At 67.4% G+C, this 13,379-nt stretch carries 14 protein-coding genes; 6 read left to right on the top strand and 8 right to left on the bottom strand.

Features of this window, described 5'->3' with window-relative positions; all coding sequences use genetic code 11:
* Positions 1 to 10 precede the first annotated feature (10 nt).
* The 3 genes from KPL74_01260 to KPL74_01250 form a co-directional block, all read right to left on the bottom strand.
* Positions 11 to 1,003 carry a HAMP domain-containing histidine kinase gene (locus tag KPL74_01260; GenBank protein QWT20652.1) on the bottom strand — a complete coding sequence of 331 codons (993 nt, stop codon included), beginning with the start codon at positions 1,001 to 1,003 and terminating at the stop codon, positions 11 to 13.
* Positions 1,004 to 1,028: 25 nt separating this feature from the next.
* Entirely contained in the window at positions 1,029 to 1,757 is a 729-nt protein-coding gene (locus KPL74_01255; GenBank protein QWT20651.1) for a response regulator transcription factor, read from the bottom strand.
* A gap of 121 nt (positions 1,758 to 1,878) precedes the next feature.
* Complete coding sequence (locus KPL74_01250) at positions 1,879 to 2,502, bottom strand: arylesterase (protein QWT20650.1); 624 nt, start codon at positions 2,500 to 2,502, stop codon at positions 1,879 to 1,881.
* On the opposite strand from KPL74_01250, the gene KPL74_01245 reads away from it, so the two are divergent.
* On the top strand, positions 2,501 to 3,187 hold the full coding sequence (locus KPL74_01245) for an ATP-binding cassette domain-containing protein (GenBank protein ID QWT20649.1): 687 nt from the start codon (positions 2,501 to 2,503) through the stop codon (positions 3,185 to 3,187). The two genes, KPL74_01250 and KPL74_01245, sit on opposite strands and share 2 nt — an antisense overlap.
* Entirely contained in the window at positions 3,184 to 5,664 is a 2,481-nt protein-coding gene (locus tag KPL74_01240; protein ID QWT20648.1) for an FtsX-like permease family protein, read from the top strand. The genes KPL74_01245 and KPL74_01240 overlap by 4 nt, the downstream gene beginning before the upstream one ends.
* 13 nt (positions 5,665 to 5,677) lie before the next feature.
* Here KPL74_01240 and rimI read toward each other — a convergent pair whose 3' ends face one another.
* From rimI to pssA, 3 genes are read right to left on the bottom strand one after another with little or no spacing between them, the layout of a single operon-like run.
* A complete protein-coding gene (gene rimI / locus KPL74_01235; GenBank protein ID QWT20647.1) occupies positions 5,678 to 6,151 on the bottom strand; it encodes a ribosomal protein S18-alanine N-acetyltransferase in 474 nt (157 codons plus the stop codon).
* Positions 6,152 to 6,155: 4 nt separating this feature from the next.
* Positions 6,156 to 6,626: a hypothetical protein gene (locus KPL74_01230; GenBank protein ID QWT20646.1), complete on the bottom strand. Its 471-nt coding sequence runs from the start codon at positions 6,624 to 6,626 to the stop codon at positions 6,156 to 6,158.
* A 3-nt stretch (positions 6,627 to 6,629) separates the two neighbouring features.
* The gene (gene pssA, locus KPL74_01225; GenBank protein QWT20645.1) at positions 6,630 to 7,415 is read right to left on the bottom strand and encodes a CDP-diacylglycerol--serine O-phosphatidyltransferase; all 786 of its coding nucleotides are present in this window, start codon (positions 7,413 to 7,415) and stop codon (positions 6,630 to 6,632) included.
* A gap of 157 nt (positions 7,416 to 7,572) precedes the next feature.
* Between pssA and KPL74_01220 the strand changes: the two genes are divergently transcribed.
* The 4 genes from KPL74_01220 (at position 7,573) to KPL74_01205 (ending at position 11,639) form a co-directional block, all read left to right on the top strand.
* A complete protein-coding gene (locus KPL74_01220) occupies positions 7,573 to 7,992 on the top strand; it encodes a DUF4124 domain-containing protein (GenBank protein ID QWT20644.1) in 420 nt (139 codons plus the stop codon).
* A gap of 40 nt (positions 7,993 to 8,032) precedes the next feature.
* Entirely contained in the window at positions 8,033 to 9,733 is a 1,701-nt protein-coding gene (locus KPL74_01215) for a proline--tRNA ligase (GenBank protein QWT20643.1), read from the top strand.
* Positions 9,734 to 10,844: 1,111 nt separating this feature from the next.
* Positions 10,845 to 11,168: an H-NS histone family protein gene (locus KPL74_01210; GenBank protein QWT20642.1), complete on the top strand. Its 324-nt coding sequence runs from the start codon at positions 10,845 to 10,847 to the stop codon at positions 11,166 to 11,168.
* A gap of 90 nt (positions 11,169 to 11,258) precedes the next feature.
* Positions 11,259 to 11,639 (top strand): tautomerase family protein, encoded by a 381-nt coding sequence (locus tag KPL74_01205; protein QWT20641.1) that lies wholly within the window; start codon positions 11,259 to 11,261, stop codon positions 11,637 to 11,639.
* A gap of 6 nt (positions 11,640 to 11,645) precedes the next feature.
* On the opposite strand, the gene KPL74_01200 is transcribed toward KPL74_01205, so the two are convergent.
* Together KPL74_01200 and KPL74_01195 are read right to left on the bottom strand one after the other, a co-directional pair.
* Positions 11,646 to 12,929 carry a threonine/serine exporter family protein gene (locus KPL74_01200; protein ID QWT20640.1) on the bottom strand — a complete coding sequence of 428 codons (1,284 nt, stop codon included), beginning with the start codon at positions 12,927 to 12,929 and terminating at the stop codon, positions 11,646 to 11,648.
* Positions 12,922 to 13,374: an NfeD family protein gene (locus tag KPL74_01195; GenBank protein ID QWT20639.1), complete on the bottom strand. Its 453-nt coding sequence runs from the start codon at positions 13,372 to 13,374 to the stop codon at positions 12,922 to 12,924. Before KPL74_01195 ends, KPL74_01200 begins: the two co-directional genes overlap by 8 nt.
* Positions 13,375 to 13,379 lie beyond the last annotated feature (5 nt).

The raw sequence follows: 13,379 nt of genomic DNA, 5'->3' as shown, positions 1-13,379 counted from the left end.
GGAGCGGGCGTCAGGCTTCGATGGGTTGGGGGTTGGGGAAGCGTACGCTGGCGACGCGGGATGCGCCGGGGAGTGCGCGCAACTCGAGCGGCCACTGGAAGCGGTCGGACAAGCGCCGTGCGATCGCCAGGTCGAAGCCATGCCGGTCGACCGCCGCATGCCGCCGGCTGCCCGGCTCCGGCACGTCGACCGCCGGGTTGATCACGCTTACGCTGCCGGGCATCACCGTCACGACGATGGTGCCCTGGTCGGTCTGCTGCAACGCGTGGCGGATCAACTGTCCGCACAACACCGCGAACACCCGCGGCGAGGCATGCAGGGCGAACGATGCCGGCTCGTCGAGGATCAACTCGACCGGACGACCCGCGATCAACTCGCGCGCGTAGTCCACTTCCTGGCGAAGCACCTTGTTTACGATGAAGTCTTCTTCGGCCAGGCCCTGGTCCGACTCTCGCGAAAGGATCAGGAAGGCCTCGACCAACGACTCGAGCTCGCGCGTCGAACGACGGATCCGCTCCAGCGAACGGTGGCCGAACTCGGACATGTCCATTTCGTCGGCAAGCATGTCCGACGACATCTTGATCACGGTCAACGGACTACGCAGCTCATGGCTGGCGTCGCGGGTGAAGTTGCGCTCGCGCTCGCCGAAACCTTCGATACGCGTGGCCAAGCCATGCAACCCACGAATCAACGACGCGACATCGCCGTCCGAGCGCTTGTCGCCCTCGGCCGCCAGGCCAGCCATGTCCGGGTGGTCCGGGTCCCAACCATTCAGCAGCTTGGCCAGCGCGGCGATCGGCAGCCACGCACGCGAAACCGCCAGCCAGGCCAGTCCGCCCGAACAGAGCATGATCGCCAGCGCCGCGCCGAGGGGCGCGACGTTATAGGCCGTCATCACCGAAGCGATGAGCACCACCAGCGTCTGTAAACCGAAGACGATGGCGACGTGAGCGCGGAATCCGCGCCTGCGTCGCCTTGTCCCCTGCGTCGTCTCGCCTGCCATCAGTTAGTTCCGGCCCGCATTCCCGTCAGGCGGTCTGCGAGGCGGCAACCTCGGAGTCGAGGTCCGCGAGGCGATAACCGGCGGAGTGGATCGTGTGCAGGAGCGGGCGGTCGAACGGCTTGTCGATCACGCGGCGCAGGTTGTACAGATGCGAGCGGAGGGTGTCCGAATCAGGCAGGGTGTCGCCCCAGATTTCGCGCTCGATGTCGCGGCGGCTGACCACGCGCGGCGATTCACGCATCAGGATGGCGAGCAGCTTCAGGCCGATCGGCGAGACGGTCAGTTCCTGGCCGCCACGGGTCAGGCGCAGCGTGGCCGTGTCGAGGGTCATGTCGCCCACGGTCAGCACTTCCGACGACACCTGGCGGCGATCACGACGGATCAGGGCACGCAGGCGGGCTTCCAGTTCGCGCACTTCGAACGGCTTGACGAGGTAATCGTCGGCACCGGCTTCGAGGCCAACGAGCTTGTCTTCAAGCGTGTCGCGCGCGGTAAGCATCAGGACCGGCGTGGACTTCTTGCCATCCTTGCGCAGCTTGCGGCAGACATCGAGGCCGTCCATGCCCGGGAGCATCAGGTCGAGGACGATGACGTCGTAGCTGTTGGACACGGCGAGGTGCAGGCCACTGACGCCATCCGCTGCATAGTCGACGGAGTAACCCCGGCGCTCGAGGAACTCGCCCACCATTTCAGCGATCTGGCGATTGTCTTCCACAAGAAGGATCAGGCCAGCTTGTTCGTCGCGGTTGCTCATCGCTCAACTCTCCTTTCGCTGATTCACAAATGTGAAGAGTTAACGGCCGGACCGGTGAGAACAGCGTGAAGACCGAAAACATGCGTTCATTCTGGGCACGCGTACGTCGACGTTTCGTCAGTTACATGAGCAGGGGTGCAAGCGCTTTCCATACATTTGCCGCGACCCGGGGCTCACCCTTTGCCGTGGGATGAAGCCCGTCATCTTGCATGAGAGTCGGGTCGAGCGCTACGCCGTCGAGCAGGAACGGGACCAGCGCGAGCTTATGACGTGCGGCGAGGTCCGCATAGACCTTGCGCAGGCCATCGCGGTACTGCGGCCCGTAGTTGACCGGAAGCTCGATCCCCAGCAGGAGCACTTTCGCCCCGGCCGCCTGGGCCGCGGTCACCATCGCCTCGAGGTTCGCGGCCAGTTTGTCCAGCGGAAGGCCCTGCAGGCCATCGTTTGCGCCCAGCTCGATCACCACGACGCCCGGTTTTTCCTTCTCTAATAGCGCGGGCAGTCGGTTGCGCCCGCTCAGCGAGGTCTCGCCGCTGATGCTGGCATTGACCAGCGTCCACGGCGTCGCCATGTTGGTTGTGCGAGCGTCCAGCAAACGCACCCAGCCGGCATCCACCGGGATGTTGTGCGCCGCCGACAACGAGTCGCCCAGCACCAGCACCTTGCGCGGCGCACCCGCCGCGTGGGCCACGGCGCCACAGACCATGAGCAGCACGACCATCACCAGGACCAGGCTACGACGCATGAGCGATTCTTCCCGTGTTCTTCTTGAAGTAGTGGATGTTAGCAAGTCGGTTTTCGGACCGGAGGGACGACTGGATATCCTGTCCGGCGTGAACCTCGCGGTGGCCGCAGGCGAAAGTTTCGCCATCGTCGGTGCTTCAGGCTCGGGAAAGACCACGTTGCTGGGCTTGCTGGCCGGCCTCGACGTGCCGACGGATGGGTCGGTGAAGATCGACGGCCAGGCGCTCGAGGCGGTTGACGAAGAAGCCCGCGCCGCGATCCGCCGCCGCCTGGTCGGTTTCGTCTTCCAGTCGTTCCACCTGCTGCCGGCGCTGACCGCCGAGGAAAACGTCATGCTTCCGCTCGAACTGGAAGGTGACGATGGCGCGCGCGAGCGTGCCCACGCCGCACTGGACGCGGTGGGCCTGGCCGCACGCCGCCGCCATTACCCGGCACAGCTGTCCGGTGGCGAGCAACAGCGCGTCGCCCTGGCGCGGGCCTTCGTCCATCGGCCACGCATCCTCTTCGCCGACGAGCCCACCGGCAACCTCGACCAGCACACCGGCGAACACGTGGGTGACCTGCTTTTCGAGATGAACCGCCAGCACGGCACCACCCTGATCCTGGTCACCCACGACCCGCGACTGGCCGCTCGTTGCGCCCGCTCGGCCGAGCTGCGCGAAGGCCGCCTCGGGGTACCCGCATGAACGTGACGCGGCTTGCACTGCGCACGCTGCGTCGCGAATGGCACCTGGTCGAACTGCGCACGCTGGCCGCGTCGCTGGTGCTGGCCGTGGTCGCCCTGGGCGTCGTCGCCACCCTTTCCACGCGCATCGAGCGCGGCATCCTCGCCAGTGCGGCTGAACTGATCGGCGGCGACCTCGGCGTCTCGGCGCCAGCCCCCCTGCCCGACGCCATGGCCAGCTCCGCACGCGCGGACGGGCTGGCGGTGACCCGCGGCGCGCAATTCCGCAGCGTGGCCTTCGTTGGCGAGCACAGCCAGTTGCTCGACGTACTGGCCAGTGACGCCGCCTATCCGCTGCGCGGCACGCTGGAAGTCAGCGGCGCCGACGGCCATGGCCGCGTCGCCCACGGGCCGCCGCGCGGCGAGGTCTACCTCGATCATCGCGCGATGGTCGGGCTGGGCATCAAGCCGGGCCAGCGCGTGCAGATCGGTGGCCAGGACCTGGTCGCCTCCGCCGAACTGGTGCGCCAGCCCGATGGTGGCGAGCTGTTTGCACTGGCGCCGCGTGCGCTGATGAACCTCGACGATGCGACCACGGCAGGCCTGCTCGGCGTCGGTAGCCGTGCCCGGCACCGGCTGCTGGTCTCGGGCGACCTGTCCGCCGTTGCCCGGTGGCGGTCAAGCGTCGAACAAGGCAGCCTGCCGGCCGGTGCGGAACTGATCACGCCGGAGAAGATGCAGGAACGCATGCGCAGCGCGTTCGATCGTGCGAGTGCCTTCCTGCGGCTCACGGCCCTGCTCTCGGCCCTGCTATCCGGCGTCGCGATCGCGCTGGCCTCGGCCCGCTATGCACGGCGCAAAGCAGGCGAAGTGGCCCTGCTGCGCGCACTGGGTACGCCGCGGCGGAAGATCGCGTCGCTGCTGGTGATGACCCTGGCCGCGCTCGCGCTGCCCGCCGCTGCGGTGGGCGTCGTGATCGCGCTGGGCCTGACCGAAGGCGCGTGGTATTTCGCCCGCCAGCTGTTCGACAACATCCCGACCAGCCTGCCGCTCGCACCTGCGTTCGCGGCGGCGGCGATGGGCCTGGCCGTGCTCGCCGGCTTCGCCCTGCCGCCCCTGGTCCGGCTGGCAGAAGTGCCGCCGGTAGCCGTGTTCCGCGAATCGATGCAGCGCCGCCTGCGCCGCTTCGACGTGCTTTATCTCGTCCCACTGGCCACCGCCGTCGGCCTGATGTGGTTGCAGAGCGACTCCGCGAAACTGGCCGGCATCCTCGCCGTGAGCCTTGCCGCCGTCGCCGCCGTGGCGGCGCTGCTGGCCGCGCTGTTGCTGGTCATCGCGCGCCGCGTCGCACCGGGCGCCCACCCTGCCCTGCGCCTCGGCCTCGCGGCACTGGCACGCCGACGCGGCCTCTCGCTGGTCCAGGCCACCGCGTTGTCGCTCGGCCTCTGCGCGCTGTTGCTGCTGGCGGTGATCGCGCCGTCACTGCTGGAAGGCTGGCGCCGCGAACTTCCCGCCGACACCCCGAACTGGTTCGTCCTCAACCTGCAGGACGACCAGCGCGATGCCTTCGCCCAGCAACTGCAGCAGATCGGCGCATCCAAGACCAACATGATGCCGCTCGCCGTGGGCAAGCTGACCGCGGTGAACGGCACGCCGGTGGACAAGCTGCCGTTCCTGCGCGACGACGAGCGCGACAACGCCGATCGCCAGCTACGCCTGTCGTGGGCGGCCGAGTTGCCGCCGTCGAACGAGGTGGTGGCCGGCACCTGGCCAGGCGCCTCGCCCGCGCAGGCCGAGGTCTCCGTGGACACATCGTGGCGCGACCGCTACCACCTGAAGCTCGGCGACACCCTGCGTTTCGAAGTCGGCGAAGGCGCGCTGGATGCCCGCGTCACCAGCGTGCGCAAGGTCGACTGGACCTCGTTCCGGGTGAACTTCTTCCTGATGGTGGATCCGGCCCACGCCGGCGACCTGCCGCATACGTGGCTGACCAGCTTTTACCTGCCGCGCGGCCATGGCGACCAGCTGTCGAAGCTGTCGCGCGACTACGGCAACCTCAGCCTGATCGACGTCGACGCCCTGCTCGACCGGGTCCGCGAGATCGTCGACCGGGTCGGTGGCGCCGTGCGCTGGGTGCTTGGCTTCAGCCTGCTGGCCGGAGCGCTCGTGCTAACCGCCGCGCTCGCCGCAAGCGCGCAGGAGCGGCGCAAGGAAGCCGCCCTGCTGCGCACGCTTGGTGCCACCCGTGCCCAGCTTCGCCTTGCCGCGGCCTGTGAGTTCGCCCTGCTCGGCCTGGTCGCCGGCCTCACCGCCGGCCTCGGCGCGGCAGGTGCCGGCCTGTGGCTCGGCCACGCGGTGTTCCGCATCGAGGATTTCGTGCCGCCGCTGTGGCCACTGTTCGGCGCAGCCGCGCTGGCTGCTTTCGTGGTGATGCTGATTGGCCTGTTCGGGACGCGCAGCGTGCTGAGGACGTCGCCGATGGCACTGTTGCGGGAGTGAGGCCCGGAGGGCCTCAATCGCCGACGTGCATGTCCAGCGCCATCACGATCGCCTCCTCGCGGCCGTGTTTTGCCGGATAGTACGCCGGGCGGCGGCCGATCTCGTTGAAGCCGAGCGTGCCGTATAGGGCGTGAGCGACGGGATTGGACGGGCGCACTTCAAGGAAGATGCGCTCGGCGCCGTACCAGCGGGCGAGGTCGATCAGCCTGCGCATCATCCGCCGGCCGTAGCCCAGGCCGCGGTGGGCGTTACCGATGCAAACGTTCAGGACATGGGCTTCGCCGGCGGCCACCGAGAGGATGCCGTAGCCGGCGATCTCGCCGTCATGGCTGATCACCCAGCAGTTGTGCCCCGCCTGCAGGCAGTCGCGGAAGATGCCAGCGCTCCAGGGAAACTCGTAGGACGCATGCTCGATCGCCACCACCGCGTCCAGGTCTTCCCGACGCATGGCACGGACCTCGGTGGACGGGCGTGCGACGGCGACCATGGCGTCAGCCCCTGCCCAGCGCCCGGCCCACGGCGCGCAGGCCATTCCACAGGCGGCGCTTGGCGGCCGGGTCGGCAAGGATCGCGGCGGGGGTGTCCACCAGCACGATCTGCGCGGCGCTCATCACCGCCGCCGACAATTCGTGGCCAAGTGCGTGTGCCTGGGCTTCGCCGAAGACCAGGTAATTCGCCGCCTCGGGCACGTGGCCAAGGCCGCGCTCACCCGCTTCCAGCCGCGCCGCACGCGCCATCACCGGTCCGGACGCGCGCAGGGCGCGACCGACGAGTTCCAGCTCACGCTCGCTCGGACCGGCGGGCAACACGACGACGCAGGCGACGCGTTCGCCCGGCAAGCCATCGTTGGCTGCCGCTGCGTCGCCGTCCGCGCGCACGACGCCCGAGCCTCGCAAGCGCCACGGGGTAACCCCCATGACCTTCAGCAGGCGCTCGCGTCGACCGGGCGAAACGGCGGCCATGGCTTATTCCGCGGCCTTGGCGTGGCGACGCACGCGACGGCGGTGCGTGGCGCGGCCCCACAGCGTCATTACCGGACCGGAGATGGTGTAGATCACCGTGCCGGCGAACAGCACGCGGGCCGGGTCGATGAACAGCAGGACCACGATCAGCACGGCGGCGATCAGCCAGATGAAGGGCACGCGGTCGCCCTTCGGCCAGGCCTTGAAGCTGTAGTAACGCACGTTGCTGACCATCAGCAGGCCCGCGATGACCGCCAGCGGCAGCGCGAAGAACGCGACCTGGTTACCCGGGATATCGAACTTGGTCATGGTCCAGACGAAGGACATGCACAGCGCGGCCGCCGCCGGGCTGGCCAGCCCCTGGAAGTAACGCTTGTCGGCGACGCCCACCTGGGTATTGAAGCGGGCCAGCCGCAACGCGGCGCACACGGCATAGATGAAGGCACCGGCCCAGCCGATCTTGCCCCACACCCGGCCGTACTCGACCAGCGAGGACAGCGACCACGTGTACAGCACCAGCGACGGCGCCAGGCCGAAGCTGACCAGGTCCGAGAGGGAGTCGAACTGGACGCCGAACTCGCTCTGGGTGTTGGTAAGGCGAGCCACGCGCCCATCCATGCCGTCGAGGATGGCGGCCACGAACACGGCCAGCGCTGCCGTGCCGTAGTTCGCGTTGATGGCGGAGACGATCGCGTAGAAGCCCGCGAACATCGCGCCCGTCGTGAACAGGTTCGGCAGCAGGTAGATGCCACGGTGGCGTGGCCTGCGGGCTGGAATCGGTTCGCTCATGGGCCTTGGTCTTTGAGAGGGCCTTCAGTCTATCCCAGCCGCCGTGAACCGTCAGTCCGCGCATTACCGGCAGGAACCGCGACGCCGTCGCTTGCGTAGCCCGGGGGGCGGTGATAGATGTGTGCGCCACTCTCCACCATCGCCTGGGAACGCCCGCATGCGCCGTTGCATCGCCCTGATCCTGCTCGTCGCCGCCTGCCCGCTGGCCTTCGCCCAGGCTTACAAGTGGAAGGACGCCCAGGGCGTCACCCATTATTCGGACTCGCCGCCGCCCGGCAGCAGCCAGAAGGTGGAGAAGATCCAGATGAAGGGAGGCGTCTCGTCGCCCTCCTCCAGCGATGCCGGCCCGGCAAAGGCCGCGACCGCCGCGACGCCCCCGGCAGGCACGGCTGTCGCCGACAACGCCGCGAACCGGTCGAAGCTGTGCGACCAGCTGCGGAAGAACATGGACGTCCTGAACAAGGAAAAGGTCGTGACCATGGACGACGGAAAGGGTGGCCAGACCCAGTTGGACGACACCGCCCGCAAGCGCCAGATGGAAACCAACCAGGCCCAGATGACGCTCTACTGCAAGTAACCGGCCTATAATCCCGGTTTTACCCGACGATCCCGACCCGATGCGCCTTAGCCAGTTCCATCTCGCCACCGTCAAGGAAGTACCCGCCGACGCGGAAATCGCCAGCCACCAGCTCATGCTGCGCGCCGGCATGCTGCGCAAGCTGGCCTCGGGCCTGTACACGTGGAGCCCGCTGGGCCTGCGCGTGCTGCGCAAGGTGGAGGCCGTGGTGCGCGAGGAAATGGTCCGCGCCGGTGCCATCGAAGTGCTGATGCCTTCGGTGCAGCCGCGCGAGCTGTGGGAAGAGACCGGCCGCTGGGAGAAGTTCGGCGGCCAGCTCCTGAAGATCCAGGATCGCAAGGAGCAGGAATTCTGCTACGGCCCGACGCACGAGGAAGTCATCACCGACTTCGCGCGCAACGAGCTGAAGAGTTACAAGCAGTTGCCGCTGAATTTCTTCCAGATCCAGACCAAGTTCCGCGACGAGATCCGCCCGCGCTTCGGCGTGATGCGTGCGCGCGAGTTCCTGATGAAGGATGCCTACTCGTTCCACCTCACCCCGGAATCGCTCGGCGAGACCTACGCGGTGATGTATGACGCGTACAGCCGAATCTTCTCCCGGCTGGGCCTGGAGTTCCGTGCCGTCGACGCGGACACCGGCGCCATCGGTGGCAGCGCCAGCCACGAGTTCCAGGTGCTGGCCGATTCGGGCGAAGACGCGATCGCGTTCTCGGACGGCTCGCAGTACGCCGCCAACATCGAAAAGGCCGAAGCCCTCGCGCCCGCCAGCGAGCGCCCCGCCCCGTCGGCGCCGCTGCAGCGCGTCGACACGCCGACCCAGCGCACCATCGACGACGTCAGCGCTTTCCTCGGCGTGCCGGCGGCACAGACGGTCAAGACGATCCTCGTCCGTGGCATCGAGGGCGTCGTTGCCCTGTGCCTGCGCGGCGACCACGAAGTCAACGAGGTGAAGGTCTCACACCTGGCCGAACTCGGCGACGAGCCGGTGCTGGCCAGCGAAGAAGAGATCCTCGCCGCCACGGGCACGCGCCCGGGCTTCATCGGCCCGGTCGGCCTGCCCGCCAGCATCCCGGTCATCGTCGATCGCGACGCCGCCGTGCTCGCCGACTTCGTCTGCGGTGGCAACCAGGACGGCACGCATTACACCGGCGCCAACTGGGGCCGCGATGCGCAGGTCACCCGCGTCGAAGACATCCGCAAGGTCGTCGACGGCGACGCGTCGCCGGACGGCAAGGGCACGCTGCGCCTGGCCCGCGGCATCGAAGTGGGCCACATCTTCCAGCTCGGCCAGAAGTACGCCGAGGCCATGGGCGCCGGCGTGCTGGACAGCAACGGCAAGATGAGCACGATGTTCATGGGTTGCTACGGCGTTGGTGTCAGCCGCATCGTCGCCGCCGCCATCGAGCAGCGCCACGACGAGAACGGCATGATCTGGACCGATGCAATGGCACCCTGGCGCGTGGCCGTGTGCGTGATCAATCCGAAGAACGATGTCGCCGTGGCGGAAGCCGCGGAGTCGCTGTATGCCGAGCTGTCGCAGGCGGGCATCGATACGGTGCTGGACGATCGTGGCCTGCGTCCCGGTTCGATGTTTGCGGATATCGAGCTGATCGGCATCCCGCACCGCGTCGTGGTGAGCGGCCGCGGCCTCGAAGCCGGCACGTTCGAATACCGCGCCCGCACGGACGCCGAAGCCCGCAACGTCACCCGCGCGGAACTGCTGGCGCTACTCGCTCCGTAGGCAAATCCGCGCGGCGCTCGGGCTTGGTCGCAGGACCCGACCTCCGCGCGGCGCTCGGGCTTGGTCGCAGGAAGAGCCCTCGGCGCCTACCCTCGCTGCTCAGACAGCGTTCTGGCGTGCGATAGGGAGGGGCTGCTCCGCAGCCCGTTTATCTATGGGCCTGCGGCCGCGCACCGGGTCCCGGGCGGCGGTTTCTGACTCGACATCCTGTCTCGGCAGAAACGGCCGGCCATCGTGGCCGGCCCCCTTCGGGCTTCTTCCGCCCGCCCCCCTCGCCGCCACGAACTCGCCTCGAGGGTAGGCGCCGAGGGCTCTTTCTCCACGTTCCCGCAAGCTGGTTTGGACGACCCGACGCCACGGCGGCTCTTGTAGGAGCGCGCCTGCGCGCGAATGGGTTTGCCAAAACACAGCAATGGCCTTAGTCCACGATCACCATGTTGATGTTCGTCGAGTGCGTTCGCATGGATCGGTCAATCAGGCTCAATCATCCCCGCCCTGTCGCCCAATCGCGCGCAGGCGCGCTCCTACCAACAGCACGCAGCGTCGGGCCAGGCCCCAGGCCGGTTTCCCGCATGTCGCGCGCGGCCTGCAAGAACAGCCCTCGGCGCCCACCCTCGAGGCGAGTTCGTGGCGGCGAGGGGGCTGGGCGGGAAAAGCCCGAAGGGGGCCGGCCACGATGGCCGGCCGTTCTTGTTGAGGCAGGATGCCGAATCAAGAACCTCCGCCCGGCACCTGGTGCGCGGCCGTAGGCCAATAAAGAAAACGGGCTGCGGAGCAGCCCTTCCCTGTCGCACGCCAGAACGCTGTCTGAGCAGCGAGGGTGGGCGCCGAGGGCTGGTCCTGCGACCACGCCCGAGCGCCGCGGGGTGTCCGCGACCACGCACGAGCGCCGCGCGGAGGTCGAGGTTACGACCAATTGCCGGGGTTGGATCAAGATTTGGGTGGGCGATGGACTATTTCTTTGTAGGAATTACCTGATATTAGGGGTCAGATAATCAAATGCCTCCCTTTTCGCCTGGCATTAGTCCACAATCGGGACAAATCACCATTAGCCGGAAGCGGATTAGTTCCGGGCTAATGGATTGTCGATACCACCACTCGGGAGGACGCCATGGCCGTCGATATCAAAAACCTCAACCATAACCAGCTCACCGAGCTGATTGCCAAGGCGCAGACCCGCCAGACCGAGCTCCAGAAAGAGAAGGTCACCACGCTTCGCGACAAAATCAACGCGATGATCAAGGCCGAAGGCTTCACCTTCGACGACGTGTTCGGCCAGCGCGCCCCGCGCTCGAAGCGTGCAGGCACCACGGTGGCCGCCAAATACCGCAATCCGGCAGACGCCGAGCAGACCTGGTCGGGCCGTGGCAAGCGCCCGCGCTGGTTCAATGAGGCATTGAAAGCCGGTACCAGCGAAAAAGACATGCTGGCCTGATCGCTATCGCCAGTTCACTAATAAACCCCGCCAATGGCGGGGTTTATTTTTGGGCATATGATGGGTGACCTCCTCCCTAAGGAATCTCCCATGCCCCTGATTCGCATCGATGTCCGTCGCGGAAAGGACGCCGCTTATCGCACCGCGCTTGGCAAAGGTGTCCACGACGCACTCGTTTCGATTGGCGTTCCGCCCGACGATCGTTTCCAGGTGATCGCCGAACACGGTGCCGAAGGCCTCGTCTACGATCCGGATTATCTCGGCATCCATCGCACCGACGATGTCGTCTTCGTCCAGATCACCTTCAACGACACCCGCACGCTCGACCAGAAGAAGGCGCTTTACAAGGCGATCGCCGAAAATCTCGGCAAATCACCCGGCGTGAAGCCTGGCGACGTCCTGGTCAGCCTGGTCGAAGTGAAGAAGGAGAACTGGTCGTTCGGCAACGGCGAGGCGCAGTACGCGCCCTGACCGTCGTCAGAGCGAACGGCGCGGCGCCACGATCAGGTCGCCAAACAGCAGGCCGGCCACCAGCGAGACCAGCAACGTGACGCCGAGCAGGCCGGTATCCATGCTCAGCGACGCATCGTGGTCGAGCAGGTAGGACACGCTGCGGAAACTGACCGAGCCCGGCACGAGCAGGATGATGCCGGGCTCGCGGACCACGGCACCGGGCTGTTGCGCATAGCGGGCATAGACGTTGCTCAGCGACCCGAGCAATACGCCGCCGATGAACACGCCGAACGGTGCGCCCGGTAGCGAGCCCGAGATCTGCCCGCCCCAGCGTGTCGCCAGGTAGCCGACGATGACCGACGCCATCACCACCAGCCAGTCGCGCGTGGCGGCGCGGAACAGGATGGCAAACGAGAACGCACCCATCACCAGGAATGGCCAGTCGGCCCAGCCCGGCAGGGGTGGCAGCGCGTAGTCGTGCGGGACGATGCCCAGTGCTTCGCAGATCTGGGTGGCGGCGACGGTGCCGAAGGTCAGCTTCAGCAAGGTCGCCACGGCGCCACCCATGCGGGCGACGCCCGCCACGAGGTGCTGGCTGGAGATTTCGCGCACCGCCGTGGTCAACGCCATGCCCGGCAACAGCACGATCAGGCTGCCGAGGATCACCGACTTCAACGCCAGCGGCACGATGTAAGCAGCCACCACGGTGGCGATGATCGTGGCCACCAGCGCGCTGATCGCCTCGCTCGCGGCGGCGAGGCGCGGCCGGCTACCCGATGCCACGGTGATGCAGCCGATGACGACGCCGATGATGCCGGCCGTGACCAGGTCGGGCCACGCGCTGTGCAATAGCAAGGCCACGACGCTGGCCGCGCACAACCCATAGCTGGCGATGACACCCAGCTCGGCGCGGAAGGTATCCGGCGCGCCCAGCTTGCGCAGCAGGTGGAAGCCTTCGCGCAATTCCAGCTTGCCGTCGATAACCGCGTCGGCGATCCGGTCGGCTTCGCAGAGGCGGCCAAGGTTCACGTCGCCCGGAGGCAGGCGCATTACCTGGGTCACCTGTGCGACGCTCTCCTCGCCCTGCCCCAGGTCGGCGAACGACACGATGATCGCCGTGGGGCTGGACCAGACTTCCGCCGACAGGCCGAGCCGCTGCGCCGAACGCGCGATGGCCGTTTCCAGGCGCGGCGCCGTGGTGCCGTACTGATGCAGTCGACGAGCAAGTTCAGTGAGAAAGGCGATGCGGGTGTTGATCGCCGTCGTGGCGAAACTCACCGGCACGCTCAGGGGCACAGCCTCAGCCAACGGCCACCGCCTCCACGCGCAACGTGGTGCCGTCGACGCCGAGCACGCGCACCGTCGCCCCGGCCGGCAGGTCCGGGCCGGTCACCAGCCAGACGCTGTCGCCCACGCGGACTTTGCCACGGCCGTGGACGATCGCGTCGCAGACGGTGAACGTCTCGCCGATCAACTGTTCGCCGCGCCGGTTGAGGCGCTCGTTGCCGGAGGGCACCCGTGCGATGCGCGGCCGCACCATCTTCCAGTAGACGAAGCACGAGACGAAGGTGAACACCGCGAACAGCACGGCCTGGGCCAGCGCACCCATGTCCGGGAACACCAGCATCACGATGCCCATCCCGGCGGCGGCGATGCCGATCCACAGCATGAAGTAGCCGGGCATGATCACCTCGCCGCCGATCAGCAGCAGGGCGACGATCCACCAGATGTAATGCATGGACAGGGCTTCCATGGCGA

The sequence above is a fragment of the Bacillus sp. NP157 genome (assembly GCA_018889975.1).
Lineage (GTDB): Bacteria > Pseudomonadota > Gammaproteobacteria > Xanthomonadales > Rhodanobacteraceae > Luteibacter.
The sequence above is the reverse complement of the archived record's forward strand: the minus strand, read 5'-3'. Positions and strand labels throughout refer to the sequence as shown.

Excerpts from the sequence above, each read along its gene's own strand:
- KPL74_01260 (QWT20652.1), bottom strand. The coding sequence starts at position 1,003 with ATGGCAGGCGAGACGACGCAGGGGACAAGGCGACGCAGGCGCGGATTC.
- KPL74_01255 (QWT20651.1), bottom strand. The coding sequence starts at position 1,757 with ATGAGCAACCGCGACGAACAAGCTGGCCTGATCCTTCTTGTGGAAGAC.
- KPL74_01245 (QWT20649.1), top strand. The coding sequence starts at position 2,501 with ATGAGCGATTCTTCCCGTGTTCTTCTTGAAGTAGTGGATGTTAGCAAG.
- KPL74_01250 (QWT20650.1), bottom strand. The coding sequence starts at position 2,502 with ATGCGTCGTAGCCTGGTCCTGGTGATGGTCGTGCTGCTCATGGTCTGT.
- KPL74_01240 (QWT20648.1), top strand. The coding sequence starts at position 3,184 with ATGAACGTGACGCGGCTTGCACTGCGCACGCTGCGTCGCGAATGGCAC.
- rimI (QWT20647.1), bottom strand. The coding sequence starts at position 6,151 with ATGGTCGCCGTCGCACGCCCGTCCACCGAGGTCCGTGCCATGCGTCGG.
- KPL74_01230 (QWT20646.1), bottom strand. The coding sequence starts at position 6,626 with ATGGCCGCCGTTTCGCCCGGTCGACGCGAGCGCCTGCTGAAGGTCATG.
- pssA (QWT20645.1), bottom strand. The coding sequence starts at position 7,415 with ATGAGCGAACCGATTCCAGCCCGCAGGCCACGCCACCGTGGCATCTAC.
- KPL74_01220 (QWT20644.1), top strand. The coding sequence starts at position 7,573 with ATGCGCCGTTGCATCGCCCTGATCCTGCTCGTCGCCGCCTGCCCGCTG.
- KPL74_01215 (QWT20643.1), top strand. The coding sequence starts at position 8,033 with ATGCGCCTTAGCCAGTTCCATCTCGCCACCGTCAAGGAAGTACCCGCC.
- KPL74_01210 (QWT20642.1), top strand. The coding sequence starts at position 10,845 with ATGGCCGTCGATATCAAAAACCTCAACCATAACCAGCTCACCGAGCTG.
- KPL74_01205 (QWT20641.1), top strand. The coding sequence starts at position 11,259 with ATGCCCCTGATTCGCATCGATGTCCGTCGCGGAAAGGACGCCGCTTAT.
- KPL74_01195 (QWT20639.1), bottom strand. The coding sequence starts at position 13,374 with ATGGAAGCCCTGTCCATGCATTACATCTGGTGGATCGTCGCCCTGCTG.